Origin of the sequence: Pseudomonas sp. BNK-30 (genome assembly GCF_047456185.1) — a bacterium.
Taxonomy (GTDB): domain Bacteria; phylum Pseudomonadota; class Gammaproteobacteria; order Pseudomonadales; family Pseudomonadaceae; genus Aquipseudomonas; species Aquipseudomonas putida_E.
Window position 1 is genome coordinate 1,690,354 of record NZ_CP179904.1, and the last position, 18,133, is coordinate 1,708,486.

General features: G+C 61.6%; 13 protein-coding genes. 7 read left to right on the plus strand and 6 right to left on the minus strand.

Features of this window, described 5'->3' with window-relative positions; all coding sequences use genetic code 11:
• Positions 1-100 precede the first annotated feature (100 nt).
• Both ACMGGN_RS07885 and ACMGGN_RS07890 read left to right on the plus strand, forming a co-directional pair.
• The gene (locus ACMGGN_RS07885) at positions 101-1,519 is read left to right on the plus strand and encodes an undecaprenyl-phosphate glucose phosphotransferase (RefSeq protein WP_046786001.1); all 1,419 of its coding nucleotides are present in this window, start codon (positions 101-103) and stop codon (positions 1,517-1,519) included.
• 43 nt (positions 1,520-1,562) lie between these two features.
• Positions 1,563-3,224 carry a phosphoethanolamine transferase gene (locus ACMGGN_RS07890; RefSeq protein WP_414156644.1) on the plus strand — a complete coding sequence of 554 codons (1,662 nt, stop codon included), beginning with the start codon at positions 1,563-1,565 and terminating at the stop codon, positions 3,222-3,224.
• On the opposite strand, the gene ACMGGN_RS07895 is transcribed toward ACMGGN_RS07890, so the two are convergent.
• A complete protein-coding gene (locus ACMGGN_RS07895; protein WP_414156645.1) occupies positions 3,225-4,190 on the minus strand; it encodes a LysR substrate-binding domain-containing protein in 966 nt (321 codons plus the stop codon).
• 146 nt (positions 4,191-4,336) lie between these two features.
• Between ACMGGN_RS07895 and ACMGGN_RS07900 the strand changes: the two genes are divergently transcribed.
• Positions 4,337-5,713 carry an L-serine ammonia-lyase gene (locus ACMGGN_RS07900; protein WP_404602440.1) on the plus strand — a complete coding sequence of 459 codons (1,377 nt, stop codon included), beginning with the start codon at positions 4,337-4,339 and terminating at the stop codon, positions 5,711-5,713.
• A gap of 1 nt (position 5,714) precedes the next feature.
• Here the strand turns inward: ACMGGN_RS07900 and ACMGGN_RS07905 are convergent, their stop codons facing one another.
• From ACMGGN_RS07905 to ACMGGN_RS07915, 3 genes are all read right to left on the minus strand, one after another.
• Positions 5,715-7,010: an NAD(P)/FAD-dependent oxidoreductase gene (locus ACMGGN_RS07905; RefSeq protein ID WP_119687148.1), complete on the minus strand. Its 1,296-nt coding sequence runs from the start codon at positions 7,008-7,010 to the stop codon at positions 5,715-5,717.
• Positions 7,011-7,024: 14 nt separating this feature from the next.
• Positions 7,025-8,113 (minus strand): polyamine ABC transporter substrate-binding protein, encoded by a 1,089-nt coding sequence (locus ACMGGN_RS07910; protein ID WP_046786006.1) that lies wholly within the window; start codon positions 8,111-8,113, stop codon positions 7,025-7,027.
• A 64-nt stretch (positions 8,114-8,177) separates the two neighbouring features.
• Positions 8,178-9,536, minus strand: coding sequence for a glutamine synthetase family protein (locus tag ACMGGN_RS07915; RefSeq protein ID WP_046786007.1), 1,359 nt, complete (start codon positions 9,534-9,536; stop codon positions 8,178-8,180).
• Positions 9,537-9,686: 150 nt separating this feature from the next.
• Between ACMGGN_RS07915 and ACMGGN_RS07920 the strand changes: the two genes are divergently transcribed.
• Together ACMGGN_RS07920 and ACMGGN_RS07925 are read left to right on the plus strand one after the other, a co-directional pair.
• Positions 9,687-10,595 carry a helix-turn-helix domain-containing protein gene (locus ACMGGN_RS07920; protein ID WP_414156646.1) on the plus strand — a complete coding sequence of 303 codons (909 nt, stop codon included), beginning with the start codon at positions 9,687-9,689 and terminating at the stop codon, positions 10,593-10,595.
• A 59-nt stretch (positions 10,596-10,654) separates the two neighbouring features.
• A complete protein-coding gene (locus ACMGGN_RS07925; protein ID WP_414156647.1) occupies positions 10,655-12,568 on the plus strand; it encodes a hypothetical protein in 1,914 nt (637 codons plus the stop codon).
• Between the two features lie 150 nt (positions 12,569-12,718).
• On the opposite strand, the gene ACMGGN_RS07930 is transcribed toward ACMGGN_RS07925, so the two are convergent.
• The gene (locus tag ACMGGN_RS07930; RefSeq protein ID WP_414156648.1) at positions 12,719-14,104 is read right to left on the minus strand and encodes an aldehyde dehydrogenase family protein; all 1,386 of its coding nucleotides are present in this window, start codon (positions 14,102-14,104) and stop codon (positions 12,719-12,721) included.
• Between the two features lie 105 nt (positions 14,105-14,209).
• On the opposite strand from ACMGGN_RS07930, the gene ptrR reads away from it, so the two are divergent.
• Complete coding sequence (ptrR, locus tag ACMGGN_RS07935) at positions 14,210-15,094, plus strand: putrescine utilization regulator PtrR (protein ID WP_046786398.1); 885 nt, start codon at positions 14,210-14,212, stop codon at positions 15,092-15,094.
• A 153-nt stretch (positions 15,095-15,247) separates the two neighbouring features.
• The gene (locus ACMGGN_RS07940; protein WP_046786010.1) at positions 15,248-15,769 is read left to right on the plus strand and encodes an acyloxyacyl hydrolase; all 522 of its coding nucleotides are present in this window, start codon (positions 15,248-15,250) and stop codon (positions 15,767-15,769) included.
• Between the two features lie 31 nt (positions 15,770-15,800).
• Here ACMGGN_RS07940 and ACMGGN_RS07945 read toward each other — a convergent pair whose 3' ends face one another.
• Positions 15,801-17,936 (minus strand): TonB-dependent siderophore receptor, encoded by a 2,136-nt coding sequence (locus tag ACMGGN_RS07945; protein ID WP_414156649.1) that lies wholly within the window; start codon positions 17,934-17,936, stop codon positions 15,801-15,803.
• Between the last annotated feature and the right edge of the window lie 197 nt (positions 17,937-18,133).

The following is an 18,133-nucleotide window of genomic DNA, read 5'->3' on the forward strand; positions in this document are numbered from 1 at the left end:
GTGGCAGCTTTTTAATGATTTGGTATTGAACCTAAGGTTGGTTTTATCGCACGGGTGTAATGGCGACGCGTGGGTCACGCACATAAAAAGAGGCCTCATAATGGTATTCGAGCCTAGAAGCAGCCGTTCCTTGCTCCAGCGAAGAAGTAGCGTGAGTAACGCCATTCAAGCCGGCCTCGATGGCATAGCGGTCACCAGTGTCGCGTGGTATCTGATTTACGATCAGTTCGGTTATATTACTTCAGACTACGTCATCATGCTGCTGTTGCTGATCGGTGCGCTGGCCGTCATTTATGACCACTATGCCATTTATCGAAGTAACGTTGGCCTTTCCGTCAAAGCTTTCAGGCTGTTCAAGGCGTGGTCTGCGACGTTTTGTTTTCTGGTGGTTATCGCTTTTCTTACCAAACAAAGCGAAACGTATTCGCGGCTGTTGGTGGGGCAGTTGTTTATATTTGGTTACGCTGTGCAGTTGCTGTTGCATATTGTCGTGCGCGAACTGCAAAAGCGTTTTACTGCCCATGCTCGCCAGGACAACGCATTGATTATCGGTGGGGGCGACCTGGCCAACTTCCTCTACCAGAAAATAAGCAATAACCCCTGGTTTGGAGAGCGGGTGGTGGGTTGTGTGCTGATCGATGAACAGCTCGATGGGCAGGGCACTGCCGATGCAAAATTGCGCTTGCCTGTATTGGGCCGTATTGCCGACCTGGACGAGATCATCGCCAAGCAGGCTATCCGAACGGTGTACCTGGTGACGCCGCTCGGCGGCTCTGAGCTGATCAACGATGTCTACCTGAAACTTTTGGACAAGTGCATTGCGGTCAACTGGGTGCCCGACATTTTCTCGCTGCGCCTGATCAACCACAGCGTCCGTGAAATTGCCGGCATCCCGGTACTGACGTTGTCTGAAACCCCGCTCACGGGCATGAGCCTGTTCCTGAAGAACCTGGAAGACCGCGTGCTGGCCGCGTTCATTCTGCTGTGTGCGTCGCCGGTACTGCTGGTGGTCGCCGCCGTCATCAAGTTCGACAGCCCCGGGCCGGTGTTCTTCCGCCAGGAACGTACCGGGTGGACGGGGGAGTCTTTTCGCATCTGGAAGTTTCGCAGCATGCGCGTTCACCAACCCGACAGTGGCGTGGTCCAGCAGGCGCAAAAGAATGACCCCAGGCTGACCCGGGTCGGTGCCTTCATCCGACGCACCAGCCTGGATGAATTGCCGCAACTGTTCAATGTGCTGACCGGCGAGATGTCGCTCGTGGGCCCACGCCCGCATGCGTTGCAACACGACACACTGTACTCCCAGGACATCGTCGATTATTTCGCCCGCCACAACATCAAGCCCGGCATGACAGGCTTGGCGCAAGTACGTGGCTACCGGGGCGAAACCAAGGACATCGAACAGATGATCCAGCGGGTGAACTCGGACATCGAGTACATCAACAACTGGTCGCTCTGGCTCGACTTCGTGATTCTGGTACGAACGCTCAATGCCTTTACCGGCAAGCAGGCTTATTGAAGGCCGGTACTCGACCGAGCGCCATCCAGAGGGTCAGTGATCAATGAAAACCATGTCTCGGCTGGGCGGTGTTGCCTCGAGGGTAGTGAAGGCAGAGTGGCCGGTTCTGCTGTTATGGTCGTTTCTGCTGTCGCCGTTGTTCGTAAGGCTACTGGCCGAGTGCAATTGCTCGAAAACGGATTTGCTGGTTATCTATACGTTTGCCATTTCAATGTTATGGCTGCTGGCCACGCGTTTCGTTTCAACCAATCAATTCAAGGTTCATCTTCTGTTGTTGCCATTTTATCTGGCGGCCAGCGTGGACCTGTTTCTGGTGCTGAACTTCGGTTCACGCTTGACGGCGGCCTATCTTTTTATCGGGCTGACCAATTACAAAGAGGCTACTGATTTCCTCAGTACCTACTGGCATTCGATCAGCGCGGTGCTGCTGGTATTCGTGCTGTGCTACGGCGTTGGGCTGGCAGGGTTGCACGGGCGCACGTTTTACAAGAACAAGGCGATTTTCGGTTTGACGATAAGTGCCTTGGTGTTGGGGTATGGCGCCTATTTTTATAAAACCGTAAAGCTCAACTCGCTGGGTAAGAGTGCAGTCCTGGACTTGGCAGCGAAGGACCAAAGTACCCCTGTGGGTTATTTGTCGCAAATCGGCTTGACGGTAACGTTGTATGCCGAGTCGAAGCGCTATATCAAACAGCGCCTGGAGTCCGAGGTAAAAATAACAGCAGTATCGGACGCCGCTGACGTGGAGACCCTCGTGTTCGTCATCGGCGAGTCTTCACGGCCACACAACTGGTCGCTGTATGGTTACCACCATTCCACCACGCCGAACCTTGACAAAGAGTCGGGGGTGTTCAAGTTCAACAACATGTGCACCACGGCGCCGCATACGTCGGTCGCGGTGCCCTCGATGCTCAGCCTGGAGCCGATCGAGCACTGGGACCTGATCGCCTCGACCAAATCGCTGGTTGGCATCTACCGCGCCGCCGGCTACAAGACGTACTGGCTGTCTTCCCAGGAAGTCGACAGTTTTGGCGGGATCATTCCGCAAATTGCTGCCGAGGCCCAGAGCCGGCAGTACTTTGAGCGCAGCTACGACGGTGCATTGATGTCGGCCTACGAAAACATCGTCGAGCAAGGCGGCACGCAAAAACAGGCGATCTTTATTCATATCAAAGGCAGCCATTTCGATTACGCCCGCCGCTACCCACGCGAGTTCGGCACATTCAAGCCTGCGACCGACAGCGCGAAGGACCGGATCACCGCAGATTACGATAACTCCATCTTGTACACCGACTGGCTGTTGGGAAGGATCATCGATCAACTCAAAAGCAGCCAGCGCAAGGCGCTGTTGGTCTATTCGTCAGACCATGGCGAGAATTTGCTGGATGACAGCCGCGGCCTGCTAGGGCACGGTATGGGCAATGAGTATGACCTTTCGGTCGCGGCGTTTTTCTGGGCTTCAGGCAGCCTGCTGCAGCGGCAGGCGCAAACGCTGCAAAAGCTCAAGCAGCGGGAAGGGCAGACCGTCAGTATTTCTTCTCTCCCGCATACGTTGTTGAACATCACAGGCATTTCCATGCCGGGTTATGACAGCGCCCAAGACCTGTTGAGCGACAACTTTGTCTCGTCCAAATGCCCACATTTGCTGGCCGGTGAGTACGTTCCCTCGTTTGATTTCGATGTGAAACGCGTTGCAGTCGAATGATTACGCGGATGTGCGGGTGGACGCGGTACGGGCTTGAACAGGGTGCTGCAGGAGGAAGCTTTTGGCCTCTTCCACCAGCCAGTCGTGTACCGCACGAGCGCCCGGCTGGTTCAGCCCGCCTGGCGGGTAATGCACTACATAGCGCTTGTGGTTGGCGATCGGCACACCGAAGGGCACGATCAGCGCACCCCGTTCCAGTTCATCATTGAGTAAGGTGCGACGGGCTATGGCCACGCCGATCCCGGCAATCGCCGCTTCTATCGTCAGGTGATTGCGGTTGAAGGTATGCCCCCGGCGCACATCCAGCCGTGGCGCACCAATGCCCTCCAGGTAGAACTCCCATTCGGCAAAGTCCGAACTGCCGCGCCAGGCAGTGATGTCGTGCAGCAGTGGATAGTGGGCAAGGTCCGCAGGCCCGTGCAGTGGCGGGCGGCCGCGCAGCAGGGCTGGCGAGCAGACGGGGAAGATCTGTTCGTCCAGCAGCGGGGTCGAGAGCATGCCCGGGTAGCTGCCATCATTCAGGTCAATGGCCAGGTCGAAGTCGCCCGGGTTCAACGCCTGCGCACTGTCTTCGGCCACCAGGCGCAATTCGATATCCGGATACCGCTGCTGGAAGCGCGGCAGGCGCGGTGTCAGCCACTTGGCCAGGAACGAGGGAATCGAGCGTACGCGCAAGGTGCCGCGGATCTCGCCGGCGTCCAGGCGCAGCAATTCGGCTTCGATACTGCCGTAGGCCTCGGCCACGGTCTGCGCCAGGCGCTGCCCCTCGGCGCTCAGCTCTACCCCCCGCGCCCGGCGCAGGAACAGGCGGTAACCAAGGCGCTCCTCCAGCTGGCGCATCTGCTGGCTGACCGCACCGGGGGTGATGTGCAGTTCCTCGGCGCAGCGGGTGAAAGAGAGATGCCGTGCCGCACAGGAAAAAACATGCAGCCAGACGAACATCTGGCCGTTCATTTGTCGTCGCATCGTTTAGTTCTGCTAAAGCCTTGCTTAGAAAGTTTCGTTGGTCATCAACAGGTGAGCGCGGCAGTATCGCGCAAATCCGCAATAGCGTTCAATTTATCCAGACAGCCGCGTAACGGTGATACAGCCCGGCGCGGTCAGGCATTAGCATGGCTATCAGTGTTTTCGACCTTTTCAAAATCGGCATCGGCCCATCCAGTTCCCACACCGTCGGCCCCATGCGGGCAGCCGCCACCTTTGCCCAGGCATTGCGCACCCAGGGCTTGCTGGGCCAGGTAAGGCGTATCGAAGTACGGCTTTATGGTTCGCTTTCCGCCACGGGTGTGGGCCATGCCACTGACCGCGCCTGCCTGCTCGGCCTGATGGGGCAGTGGCCGGACCGGATCGATCCGGCCACCATCGAGTCACGCATCGGCCAGGTGATGCAGGAGCAATGCCTGATGCTCGACGCCAGCCACCCGCTGACTTTCATCTATGCACGCGACATGCTGCTGCTGGAGGAAAACCTGGCGTACCACCCCAATGCCATGACCCTGGAGGCAATGGACGAGCAGGGCAGCCTGCTCAGCCAGACCTACTACTCCGTTGGTGGCGGCTTCATTGTCGAGCAGGGTGAAATCGACGCGCCCCAGAACCAGGCGGCTGCAGTCCCGCTGCCCTACGAATTCTCCAGTGCCGCCCAGTTGCTGGCGCTGTGCAAGGCCCACCAGTTGAGCGTTGCCCAGCTGATGCTGGCCAATGAATGCGCGTGGCGCCCTGAAGCCGAGGTGCGCGAAGGGCTGCTGCGGATATGGGCGGCGATGTGTGAATGCGTCGACAACGGCCTGCGCAATGAGGGCATCCTGCCTGGCGGGCTTGGCGTCAAGCGCCGCGCTGCACGCCTGCATCGCAGCCTGCAGGAACTGGGCAAACCCAATGTGATCGGCTCGACCCTGAGTGCCATGGAGTGGGTGAACCTGTTCGCCCTGGCGGTCAATGAAGAGAACGCCGCTGGCGGGCGCATGGTCACAGCGCCGACCAACGGCGCGGCGGGCATCATCCCCGCGGTGTTGCACTACTACATGAAATTCAACCCCGCTACCTGTGACGACGATGTGGTGGCGTTCCTGCTGGCCGCTGCCGCTGTCGGCATCCTGTGCAAGAAGAATGCATCGATCTCCGGTGCCGAGGTGGGTTGCCAGGGCGAGGTGGGGTCGGCGTGCTCGATGGCCGCGGCAGGCCTCGCCCAAGTGCTCGGCGCTACACCGCCGCAGTTGGAAAACGCCGCCGAAATTGCCCTGGAACACAACCTGGGCTTGACCTGTGACCCGGTCGCAGGCCTGGTCCAGGTGCCGTGTATCGAGCGCAATGCGATTGCCGCGGTCAAGGCGATCAATGCCGTGCAGATGGCCCTGCGCGGTGATGGCGAGCACTTCATCTCGCTTGATCGGGTAATCCGCACCATGCGCGATACCGGTGCCGACATGCATGCCAATTACAAGGAAACCTCGCGTGGTGGTTTGGCGGTGGCGTTCGTCGAGTGCTGAGTCAACCCAGCACCTCGCGCACCCGATACCACAGCATCCCCAACGCCAGCAGCGGCGAGCGCAACGCCTTGCCGCCCGGGAAGGTAAGGTGGGGTACGGCGCTGAAGACATCCAGCCCCTGGCTGTGCCCGGCAGCGATCCCTTCAGCCAGCAGTCTGGCCGTCCAGTGCGTCACATTCAGGCCATGCCCAGAGTAGCCCTGGGCGTAGTAGACATTCGGGTACTGGCTCAGCCGCCCGACCTGAGGGAAGCGGTTGGCGGTGATGCCGATCATCCCGCCCCATTGGTAATCGATGCGCACGTCGGCCAGTTGCGGGAACACCTTGAGCACCTTGGGCCGCATGTAGGCGGCGATGTCCTTCGGGTCGCGCCCTGAATAATGGCAGGCCCCGCCGAACAACAGCCGACGATCTGCGGTGAGGCGGTAGTAATCCAGGCCGACCTTCTGGTCGCACATCGCCATGTTCTGCGGGATAAGCGCCTTGGCCACAGCCTCGGGCAGTGGCTCGGTGGCCACCACGTAGCTGCCGGCAGGCAGCACTTTACCGCTCAGGCGTGGCTCCAGTTCGTCCAGGTGGGCGTTGCAACCGAGCACCAGGCTTTGTGCCCTGACCTTGCCCCGAGCGGTGTGCAGGGTGACCGTGGTGCCATGCTCGATGCGCAGCACCGGGCTCTGCTCGAAAATGCGTACCCCCAGGCCATGGGCCGCGCGCGCTTCACCCTGGACCAGGTCGAGCGGGTGCAGATGGCCCGACCCCATGTCCACCAGCCCGCCGGCGTACTGGTCGCTGGCAACGATCTCATGCAGTCGCTCAGGGCCGACCAGGCGCGTTTCATGGCCATAGCCAAGCTCCGCCAGCTCGCGCTGCTCGTCCTTGAACGCCGCGAACTGGGCAGGTGTATTGGCCAGTTCGCAGAAGCCCCAGCGCAGGTCGCAGGCAATGCCGTACTGCTCGATACGCCTGGCCACCAGGGCCACCGAGTCGATGCCGGCCTGTTTCAGGTAGCGCACGCCGTCCTGGCCGACATAGCGCGCAAAACCGCTGACGTCATGGCCGATGCCGCGGATCAACTGGCCTCCGTTGCGCCCGCTGGCGCCCCAGCCGACGCGCCGGCCTTCGAGCAGGATCACCGACAGGCCACGCTCGGCCAGTTCCAGCGCCGTATTGACCCCGGTCAGGCCACCGCCGACCACGCACACATCAGCGGTCAGTTCGCCGTCCAGGCTGGGGTAGGGCGCGGTATCACGCGCGGTAGCGGCGTAGTACGACGCAGTGTGTTGGGTGTCGAATGGCATGGCGCGCTCTCGGCTCAGCGGTTGGACTTGATCTTGCTCCAGGAGCGGGTCATGACCCGCATGATCTTCGGGCTCGGCGTGCTGGAAATGTACAGCTTGTCCAGCACCTCCTGGGGTGGGTAGATCTCGGGGTTGTTGACCAGCGACTCATCCATGTAGGCCTTGGCGTCGGGGTTGGCATTGGCATAGCCGACGGTGGCACTGACCTTGGCGATCACCTGTGGTTCGAGCAGGTAGTTGATGAAGGCCAGCGCCTGCTCGGGGTTGCTGGCGTCCTTGGGAATGGCCAGCAGGTCGAACCACAGGTTGCTGCCTTCCTTGGGGATGCTGTAGGCGATCTTCACGCCGTTTTTCGCCTCGACAGCGCGGTTGGCGGCCTGGAACACATCGCCGGAGTAGCCGAAGGCAATACAGATGTCGCCATTGGCCAGGTCCGAAACGTATTTGGACGAGTGGAAGTAGGTGATATAGGGGCGCAGTTCAAGCAGGTGCGCTTCGGCCTTGGCGTAGTCAGCCGGCTTTTCGCTGCGCGGGTCCATGCCCAGGTAATTGAGCATGGCCGGGAACAATTCGTCGGGCGAGTCCATGAAGGCCACCCCGCACTGCTTGAGTTTCTTCAGGTTCTCTGGCTCGAACAGCACCGCCCAGGAGTCGATACGCTCGATGCCCAGTGCAGCTTTGACCTTCTCGACGTTGTAGCCAATGCCGTTGGTGCCCCACAGGTAGGGCACCGCGTACTGGTTGCCGGGGTCGTTCTGCTCAAGTTGCTTGAGCAGTTTCGGGTCCAGGTGCTTCCAGTTTGGCAGCTTGCTGCGGTCCAGTGGCAGGAAGGCACCGGCTTGCGCCTGGCGGGCGAGGAAGTGGTTGGACGGCACGACCACATCGTAGCCGGTGCGCCCGGCAAGCAGCTTGCCCTCCAGGGTTTCGTTGGAATCGAACACGTCATAGACCACCTTGATCCCGCTGCTGGCCTGGAAGTCGGCCAGGGTGGTATCGCCAATGTAGTCGGTCCAGTTGTACACGCTGACCGTGGGCTGAGCCTGGGCGGCTGCACCGAACAGCAGGGTGAATGCTGCAGGAATCAGGGCTTGCAGATGACGCATGTCGACACCTCGTTGGTCTTGTTCTTAGGGTTGGGTGTGAGGGGCTGCACGGCAGCCCCGCAGATCAGACGCTGAGCAGCAGGAATTCACGCTCCCACGAACTGATCACGCGCTTGAAGTTTTCATGCTCGGCACGTTTGACCGCCACGTAGCCCTGGACGAACTGCTTGCCCAGGTAACGCTGTACGGTCTGGCAGTCCTCCATGTGCTGCAGCGCGTCCTCGATGGTGATCGGCAGGCGCAGGTTGCGCCGCTCGTAGGCGCGGCCTTGTACCGGCGCACTGGGTTCGACCTTCTCGACCATGCCCAGGTAGCCGCACAGCAGGCTCGCGGCGATCGCCAGGTAGGGGTTGGCGTCGGCACCCGGCAGGCGGTTTTCCACGCGCATGGCGTCGGGGCTCGAGGTCGGCACGCGCAGGCCGGCGGTGCGGTTTTCCTCGCCCCATTCGACGTTGACTGGCGCCGAGGTGTCCGGCAGGAAGCGGCGGAAGGAGTTGACGTTCGGGGCAAACATCGGCAACAGCTTGGGGATGTACTTCTGCAGGCCCCCGATGTGGTGCAGGAACAGCGCGCTCATGCTGCCATCGTCGTTGGCGAACACCGGCTTGCCGCTGGCGATGTCGACCACGCTCTGGTGCAGGTGCATGGCGCTGCCCGGTTCATCGGTGATCGGCTTGGCCATGAAGGTGGCCGTAACGTTGTGCTTGAGCGCCGCCTCACGCATCGTGCGCTTGAACACGGTGATCTGGTCGGCCAGGTCCAGCGCATCGCCATGGCGGAAATTGATCTCCATCTGCGCCGGGCCGTCTTCGTGGATCAGCGTGTCGAGGTCCAGGCCTTGCAGTTCGCACCAGTCATAGACGTCTTCGAACAACGGGTCGAATTCGTTGGCTGCATCGATGGAGAACGACTGGCGCCCGCTTTCGGCGCGGCCGGAGCGGCCCAGTGGCACTTGTAGTGGCAAGTCCGGGTCTTCACAGCGCTTGGTCAGGTAGAACTCCATCTCCGGAGCGACGATCGGCCGCCAGCCCTTGTCGGCATAGAGCTTGAGTACCTTCTTCAGCACATTGCGCGGCGACAGTTCGATGGGGTTGCCCTGTTTGTCGAAGGTGTCGTGGATCACGATGGCGGTCGGTTCGATGGCCCAGGGAATCTGATACACCGCCGTCGGGTCGGGGCGGCAGACCATGTCGATGTCAGCGGCATCGAGCAGGCTGTAGTAGATGTCATCGTCGACGTAGTCGCCGGTGACGGTCTGCAGCAGCACGCTCTCGGGCAGGCGCATGCCACGCTCATGGAGGAACTTGGCGGTCGGTGCGATTTTGCCGCGGGCGATGCCGGTCAGGTCGCTGATCACGCATTCGACTTCGGTGATCCGGTGTTCTTTCAGCCAGGTGGAAAGCTGATCGAAGGGGGCGTTCATACAGACCTCTTGGTTGGGTTTTTGTGGCACTGGTGTGCAGGAGCCTTCCCACATGCCGTGCTGAGGGCTATCTTGGTCGCAGCCCCCAGGGGCAATCTATCCACTTTCTTCGGCAATGAATGCACCAAAAGAGTGCAATTAGGACGCAGCGTGACAACGCCCAATGCCTTGCAGGTCCAGGCCTTCCACACCAGCGATGTGACCGAGCAGGTGCGCGCCACCCCCGGTTGGCAGCAGCAGTACCGGCAGATGTCGCCCGGCCACTTCAGTGGCCAGCTGCGTTGCCTGGGCCTGGATGGCGTACAGGTGTACGAAGAGCGCCTCAACACGCGGGTCGAGCAGTTTTTCCGTGCCCCCAGCGGCGCGTTGGCGTTTTGCTTCGACCGCAGCGAAAACAGCCTGTACCTGCTCAACGAACAGAGCCGCAATATCTGGATCACACCGGAGAACTACCAGGAGGTGGCGGTGGTGTTCGACCAGGCCTTCCTGGCCAGCCACGCCCTCGACCCGCAGCGCCTTGACGGCTTGTTCATGGTGCCGCTGGGCAGCGGCCAGAATGCGCTGTTCGGCAGCTGGCTCAGCGCTACCTTGACGCGACTGGGGGAAGCCGATTGCCCACTTGCGGGGCAAGCGTTGGCCGAACAGTTGCTGGAAGACTGCCTGTTCATCCTGGATAACGCCTGCCAGCAGCTGCAGGGCGGAGCGCTGGGGCGGCGGGGAGAGGAGCGGGCGATCATGCAGCGGGTCAGTGAGTGGGCTGCCGACTGCCCCGAAGAAACCCTTAACCTGCTGGAGTTGGCAGACGTTGCCGGCGTTTCCCTGCGCCAGCTGCAGCAGGCATTCAAGGCGTTTACCGGCATGCCGCCGGCCCATTGGCTGCGGCTTCGCCGGCTCAATGGGGCGCGGCGCGACCTGTTGCGCGGTGGCGAGGTGACGGTTGCCGAAGTGGCCATGCGCTGGTCGTTCTGGCATTTGGGGCGCTTTTCCGAAAGCTATCGGCAGTTGTTCCGGGAACTGCCCAGCGAGACGCTCAAGCGGGGCCGGCCGGTTCGCGGTTAAACCCAGCATTGCTTCGGGAAAGTTGCTATCGTGCCCGGCAGTGTTCACCCGAGGTCCCGATGTTCTACCTGCCTTTGCCCAGCGATCAGGCCGAGCGCCTCGCCAGCGCAGCCCCTGCCACCGACTTTTTTTCCAGCGCCAGCGTGCTGCAGGCGGCCGCCGTGCTGTTCGTGCAGAACCTGCCGCGCCAGCCTGCCAGCGTTTCGGCTGACGCACAGGAACGCCGCTTCGCCGAAATCGTGCGTATTGCCAATGAGGTCGAAACGGCGGCGCCTGGCCGTTTTCAGGGCCAGGTAGCGCAGCATTTCGACCGCGAGGCGTTTGCCATGGGGCTCGGCATGCTGGGTGAGAACGGCGTCGCGCTGGTATCACCCGAAGTCGACTACCCGGCGGAAGAATTTCAGGACGCCGAAGGCCAGTGGAACTTCCAGTTCGCCGGCAGCTACCGGCAGCGGGTCACGCCGTTGCACCCGGTGTACCTGCCGTCGTTGGCCAGCGACCTCATGCTCAGCGACCAGCAGAACCGCCTGCTGCGCGAGTTCTTGTCCGGGGTGGACGAGTCGGTGGCGGTGCAGGGGTTCGCCGGTACCGGCAAAACCTTCCTGATCCACCAGTTCGCGCGCCTGCTCGACCCGCAACGCACCTTGCTGCTGGCCCTCACCGAAGGCCAGCTCAGGGCACTGCGGGCACGGGTCAAGGATGCTGAGGCGTTCACGGCGATGACCTTTGGCCAACTGGCCGACGAGATTCTCAACCGCGACCTCACCAGCAACGGTTGGCGCCTGCGCGATCCGTACCGAACCAAGTTGTCATGGCGCCCGCAAGAGGCGCAGGTGGTGAAATGGCTGGCCATCCCGGATATCGGCCCCTTGGCCGCCCGGGACGTGGTCGCCCTGTGCATCAAGGCCGTGCGCAGCTTCTGCCGCAGCGGCGACAACCAGTTGCAGCTGCATCACTTGCCCTGGGCCGGCCCGGGGACCTCGCCGCTGGATCAGGAAGTGCTGCTGGAAAAGGCCAGGTTGTACTGGCAGGAGCTGACCCGCCCATCGTCGCGGGAGATCCAGTTGCCGGTGCGCGATTACCATCGGGTCAAACTGTTGTCGCTGACGGCCGAACTGATCGACAGCCGCTATACCCATGTGATCGTCGATGAAGCCCACGAGTTGTCCGCACCCATGGTCGCCGTGCTGGATCGCAGCCCGCAATCTGTCATTGCCCTGGGCGATGAGCTGCAGAACCTCAATGGCTTGAGCCCGCACCATGGCGGCTTCATCCGCCAGCGTTATATCGACCATTCATTACGCGCAGGGCCTGCCATGGACAGCGTACTCAACCCGTTGATCCAGGCCCACCCGGCGGCCATCCAGGCAGCCTTCAGCGGCAGTGCCGAGCATTACACGCGGGTCAGTTTCTTCGATGCTGTGACGGTACCCGAGCAGCCCACCGCGTTGATCGTCGATGACGAGTGGGGGTTGTTCGGTTGGTTCCAGCGCCTGACCCACCAGGGTGTGCCGTTCGTGCTGCTGCAAAGCGCGCGCAAGGATTTCGAGCTGTTCGTCGAGGATTGCATCGAGTTGTACCGCTATGGCACGCGGCCGCGTCACCCGATGCTGTTCCGATACCCAAGCTGGCAGGCGCTTGAGCAAGACAAGGGGGACGACAAGGCGTTCGTTGCCGTGGCCAATATGCTGCGCAAGGGCTACACCCCGGAGCACTTTGCCAAGGCCAAGAGCCGCTACCGCTGGGACAAGGCGCCCAAGCTGTTCCTTGGCCGTGTACGCGATGTGAAGAACATGGAGTTCGCCCGGGTGATGGTCTCGCCGGAGCTGATGGTTGCGCCGGTAACGGCCGGCAACCGCAATGAGCGGGCACGGATGCTGGCCGGGCTGTACACCGCATGTTCGCGGGCGCGGCACGAGCTGATCGTGCCAGGGGGGATGCTGGACTGGGTCAAGGACCAGGTCCGCGATTGAGCGTGCCCCGGGGCCGCTGCGCGGCCCAATCGCCGGCAAGCCGGCTCCCACAGCAATTGCTGCCAGCTTTGAAAACCGTACGGGCAGCACGGTCACTGTGGGAGCCGGCTTGCCGGCGATTGGGCTGCAAAGCAGCCCCGGCTCACGAAATCAGTTGCGATCCAGCCACACGGTTTGCGCGTTGGTGAACTCGCGCACGCCAAAATGCGACAGCTCACGCCCGAAGCCACTCTTTTTCACCCCACCAAAGGCCACGCGGGGGTCAGAAGCGCAATAGCCGTTGATGAACACCCCACCGGTGTCCAGCGCTGCCGTCATGCGCTCGGCCAGGGCATAGTCTGCGGTGTAGATGGTCGATGCCAGGCCGAATTCGCTGTCGTTGGCCAGCTCCACCGCATGTTCGGCATCGCGGGCAGTGATGATCGCAGCCACGGGGCCGAACAGCTCCTGCTTGAACGCGGTCATGTCCGGGGTGACGTTGGCGAACACGGTCGGTGCGTAGAAGTTGCCCACGCCTTCGACCTTGTTGCCGCCCAACAGCAAGGTGGCGCCCTCGGCGAGGGTCGCCTGGACCTGGCCATCGAGCTCGTCGCGCAGGTCGTAGCGCGCCATCGGGCCGATGTAGGTGTCATCTTCCAGCGGGTTGCCGACCTTCAACTGGCGTGTCGCCTCGACGAACTTGCGCGTGAATGCCTCGACGATGCTCTCTTCCACGATCAAGCGCTTGGCCGCGGCGCAGACCTGCCCGGTGTTCTGGTAGCGGCCAACCACGGCGGCTTTCACCGCAGCATCCAGGTCGGCGTCGGCCAGCACGATGAACGGGTCGGAGCCACCCAGCTCGAGCACGCATTTCTTCAGCGCGGCACCGGCCTGGGCGCCGATCGCCATGCCGGCACGCACGCTGCCGGTCAACGTCACGGCAGCGATGCGCGGGTCGTTGATGGCGCGGGTGACACCGTCCGGGGTCACGTTGAGTACCTCGAACACGCCTTCGGGCAAGCCGGCATCCTTGAACAGGTCGCCCATCAGATAGGCGCTGCCCATGACGTTCGGCGCATGCTTGAGCACATAGGTGTTGCCCGCCAGGATCGCCGGTACGGCGCCACGCAGCACCTGCCAGATCGGGAAATTCCACGGCATCACGGCCAGGATCGGGCCCAGCGGGCGGTATTCGATACGCGCTTTTTCGACCTGGGTCGGCTCAGCCGCAAGCATCGCCGGGCCGTGCTCGGCGTACCAGCGGCACAGGCCGACGCACTTGTTCACTTCACCTCGGGCCTGGCTGATCGGCTTGCCGATTTCGCGGCTGATCATCTGCGCGAAGGTTTCGGCCTTGGCCTCAAGGGTGTCGGCCAGGGCAAGCAGGTACTCGCTGCGCTGACCCAGCGACACCTGGCGCCACTGGCGATAGCCAGCCTTGGCACGTTGCAGAGCCGCTTCCAGTGCGGCGTCGGTGTCGAAAGGGTAGCTGCCGATCTGCTCGCCGCTGTGCGGGTCGATGGAGATGGCGTGGGTCAGGCTGCTGATCTGGCTCATGGCTGCACACTCGTTGTTGTTCATCAGTGAGGCCAGACTAGTGGGCTAGGGGTTTAATGAAAACTGAATAATAATGAGCGAAACATTCACGTTTGGAGAATGACTGTGGATCTGGTGCAATTGGAGATCTTCAAGGCAGTGGCCGAACAGGGCAGCATCAGCGCCGCCGCCCAGCACATCCATCGGGTGCCGTCTAACCTGACCACGCGCATCAAGCAGCTGGAGGAAGACCTGGGTGTCGAGTTGTTCATCCGTGAAAAAAGCCGCCTGCGCCTGTCGCCGGCTGGCTGGAACTTCCTCGAATACACCCGGCGCATCCTCGACCTGGTGCACGAGGCCCGGTTGACGGTGGCGGGCGAAGACCCGCAAGGCACCTTCGCCCTGGGTTCGCTGGAGAGCACCGCAGCCGTGCGTATACCGGCATTGCTGGCCGCCTATAACCAGCGCTACCCGAAAGTCGACCTGGACCTTTCCACCGGGCCGTCGGGGACCATGCTTGAAGGCGTGCTGTCCGGGCGCCTGGTGGCAGCATTCGTCGATGGCCCGTTGTTGCACCCCACGCTTGAAGGCATGCCGGTATTCGAGGAGGAGATGGTGATCATCTCGCCGCTCAACCATGCCCCGGTAACCCGTGCGCAGGACGTCAACGGTGCGAGTATCTACGCCTTCCGTGCCAACTGCTCGTACCGCCATCATTTCGAGAACTGGTTCGTCCAGGACCAGGCGGTACCAGGCAAGATCCATGAAATGGAGTCCTACCACGGCATGCTCGCCTGCGTCAGCGCAGGTGCCGGCCTGGCCATGTTGCCACGCAGCATGCTCGACAACATGCCCGGCTGCACCACGGTTAGCGCCTGGCCCATGTCGGAGGATTTTCGCTACCTCAAGACCTGGCTGGTGTGGCGCCGCGGTACCGTATCGCGCAGCTTGAGCATGTTCGTTAAGCTGCTTGAGGAGCGGCGCGCTGGCTCAGACCGTACTGAACATTAGCCATTGGTGGCAATTCACTTCCAACTTTCTGATTAATTGGACAATAATCAGAAAAGTATTACCTCGTGTGACCGGTTGGATGCACCGGCCACCGTAAAAATCGAGGGGCAAAAGCCCCCGCTTGCCCGTGTTGACCATCAGGAGATGTCATCGATGAAAACCCGTCTTGCCACTATGCTCGCAGCCGCCGCATTGGCTGTTGCCGGGGCCAATCTGGCCCAGGCCGCGCAGGTGTCCGGCGCCGTGGGCGCCACCAGCCAGGGCGACATGACTTACCGTATCGGCCTGGCCTTCGACTGGGACAAGAAATGGCTGCAAAGCAGCACCGGCTTCGTGACCGGTTATTGGGATGCAGCCTACACCTACTGGGAAGGTGGCGAGGCCAGCGGTGCTCACTCGCTGTCGTTCAGCCCGGTGTTCACCTACGAATTCAGCGGCTTCACCTACACCCCGTACATCGAGGCAGGCATCGGCCTGGCAGCATTTTCCAAGACCGATGTCGGCGATCAACACCTGGGTTCGTCGGTCAATTTCGAGGACCGCATCGGCTTCGGCCTGAAGTTGCCGGGCGAGCAGAAAGTCGGCATCCGTGCCATGCACTACTCCAACGCCGGTATCAAACAGCCGAACGACGGCATCGAATCCTACTCGCTGTTCTACAGCAAGGCGTTCTGAAACGGCGGGCCGCGCCAGCGGCCCCGGCCATTCAGAAGGTGTACGCAACCCCGGCTTGCACCGTGCGCGGTGCACCCGGGTACACGTAAGTGTTGAACGCCCCTTCGTCATAGCCCTTGTTGAACACGTTCTTCACGTCCAGGTTCAGCCGTACATGCTCGTTGACCTTGTAGAAGCTGTGCAGGTCGACCACGCTGTAGCTCGCCATGGTGTAGGTCGTCGCGGCGGTCTGCCCGGCACGGTCATCGATGTACTTCACCCCAACCCCCAGCCCCAGGCCCTTGGCCAGTCCATCCTGAAACTCGTAGGTGTTCAGCAGGCTGAAGCTGTTGCGCGGGATGTTCGCCAGGCGCGTGCCGCTGGGCACGGTGTTGTCTTGGGTGACCTCGGCGTCGACATAGGCATAGCCACCGATCACACGCCACTCAGGGGTGAGGTTGCCGGCAATGTTGATGTCCAGCCCGCGGCTGCGCACCTCGCCGGCGGCGATGCTGTAGGTACCAGAAGGGTCATTGGGGTCGCGGGTCAGCACGTTTTCCTTGACGATGTGGTAGACAGCCGCGTCGATGCTTAGCTGGCGATCGGGCGCTTCCCACTTCACACCCAACTCATACGACTTGCCTTTCTCAGGGTCGAAACCACTGCCTTGCAGGCTGGCGCCACTGTTGGGTTTGAACGAGCGCGCGGTGTTGGCGTACACGGCAAGCGTGTCGGTGATGTCATACAGCAGGCCGAAACGAGGGGTGACGCCGTTTTCGCCCTTGCTGAAGTCACCAGCATTGTTCAGCTTGTTGTCGTAGTCATGCTCGTAACGCTCGAAGCGCACCCCGGCCAGTGCCTTCAGGCGCTCGGTCAGGGCGACCTGGTCCTGGATGAAGGCGGCCCAGGTCTTGAGGTTTTCCTTGTCGTGGGTAGTCGTGCGGGTCAGGGCAGGGCGGGGCTGGCCCAGCACCGGGTCGAAGATGTCGATCGGATAGGCGCCGGCACCGGCGGCCGAACGTTGAATGATCGAGCTGTAGTCATAGTCTTCATATTCGATACCGGTAAGCAGGGTGTGGGCGAAGCCACCTGTGTCGAAGTGGCCGGTCAGGTTGAGCTGGTAGTCACGGTCGGTCCATTCGAGCTTGCGGTAGTTGAAGTTGCGCCCAAGGGTTTGGCCATCAGCCTGCAACGCATTGGCTTCCACGGCGTTGCCCTTGAGTGAGCCGTCCAGCCACTGCATGCCGCCACCCAAGGTCCAGTCTTCGCTGAGCGCGTGCTCGAAGCGCAACTGCGCCATGTTGTTGTCGTTGTGCAGCAGGTTGTCGCTGCCTTTTTCCCAGATATTGGTGTCACGCGAGGCGGTGCCGCGCTGGCCGGGCAGGCGGGTAAGGCCCCGGTCCAGCGGGTGGTTGTTGCGCATGAAGTCGCCCTCGAAGACGATCTTCGTGGCGTCATTGACCTGCCAGCTCAGCACGGGCGCAACGTCGTAGCGTTCGCTCTCGACATCGTCGCGGAAGCTTTCGCCACCTTCACCCAGCACGTTCAGGCGGTAGGCGAGCGAGCCCTCTTCATTGAGCGGACCGGTGGCATCGAGGGTTGCCCGGTGCATGCCCTGGTCGTCGAGCTGGCTGCCAAGCGTCACCTTGGGTTCGGTCAGTGGCTGCTTGCTGACCACGTTGAAGGTCCCGCCCGGGTCGCCACGGCCATAGAGGCTGGTGGCTGGGCCGCGTATTACTTCCAGCCGCTCGACGCTGTTGGCATCGGGGGCATTGGGGTAGCCACGGTTGATCGGGAAGCCATTGCGGTAGAACTCGCCCGTGGTGAAACCGCGCACCGTGAAAGTGGTCAGGCCCTGGCCGCCAAAGTTGTTGGCGCGGCCAACGCCGCCTGCGTAGTCAAGGCCGTCCTGCAGCCGCGTGGCGCCGGTGTCTTCGAGTACATCCTTGGGTACGACGCTAATCGACTGCGGTATTTCGTGCAGCGCGGTGTCTGTGCGCGTGGCACTGGCCGAACGACTGGCTTTGTAGCCCTCGACCGGTCCATCGGCGCGTTCGCTGTCGGCGGTACCGTTAATGTTCAAGGCCTGGAGTTCGATCTGGGCGGGGTTACCGAGTGTTTCAGCCTCGGCGAAAGCCAACGGGGAGACAGCATGTAGTACACAAAGCGAAACGAACGTGCGACGCATCGACGGTACGATCCTGAAGTAGGGCGCTAGGAAGGGGATTGATACGTCGCGAAAGTACTACGAATCATTATCAAATGCATTATTTTTAAGTGGGTCGGGAGTACCAGTTTGGTGCTGGTCGTGCGATTGACTGGGCTGTCAGATCAAGCACCGCGCAGCCGGCGCTCGATCCGACAGCCCAAAAATCTCAGCTGATG

What these genes read in the sequence shown, in the direction of transcription:
- ACMGGN_RS07885 (WP_046786001.1), top strand. Translation starts at nt 101, where the DNA reads ATGGTATTCGAGCCTAGAAGCAGCCGTTCCTTGCTCCAGCGAAGAAGT.
- ACMGGN_RS07890 (WP_414156644.1), top strand. Translation starts at nt 1,563, where the DNA reads ATGAAAACCATGTCTCGGCTGGGCGGTGTTGCCTCGAGGGTAGTGAAG.
- ACMGGN_RS07895 (WP_414156645.1), bottom strand. Translation starts at nt 4,190, where the DNA reads ATGCGACGACAAATGAACGGCCAGATGTTCGTCTGGCTGCATGTTTTT.
- ACMGGN_RS07900 (WP_404602440.1), top strand. Translation starts at nt 4,337, where the DNA reads ATGGCTATCAGTGTTTTCGACCTTTTCAAAATCGGCATCGGCCCATCC.
- ACMGGN_RS07905 (WP_119687148.1), bottom strand. Translation starts at nt 7,010, where the DNA reads ATGCCATTCGACACCCAACACACTGCGTCGTACTACGCCGCTACCGCG.
- ACMGGN_RS07910 (WP_046786006.1), bottom strand. Translation starts at nt 8,113, where the DNA reads ATGCGTCATCTGCAAGCCCTGATTCCTGCAGCATTCACCCTGCTGTTC.
- ACMGGN_RS07915 (WP_046786007.1), bottom strand. Translation starts at nt 9,536, where the DNA reads ATGAACGCCCCCTTCGATCAGCTTTCCACCTGGCTGAAAGAACACCGG.
- ACMGGN_RS07925 (WP_414156647.1), top strand. Translation starts at nt 10,655, where the DNA reads ATGTTCTACCTGCCTTTGCCCAGCGATCAGGCCGAGCGCCTCGCCAGC.
- ACMGGN_RS07930 (WP_414156648.1), bottom strand. Translation starts at nt 14,104, where the DNA reads ATGAGCCAGATCAGCAGCCTGACCCACGCCATCTCCATCGACCCGCAC.
- ACMGGN_RS07940 (WP_046786010.1), top strand. Translation starts at nt 15,248, where the DNA reads ATGAAAACCCGTCTTGCCACTATGCTCGCAGCCGCCGCATTGGCTGTT.
- ACMGGN_RS07945 (WP_414156649.1), bottom strand. Translation starts at nt 17,936, where the DNA reads ATGCGTCGCACGTTCGTTTCGCTTTGTGTACTACATGCTGTCTCCCCG.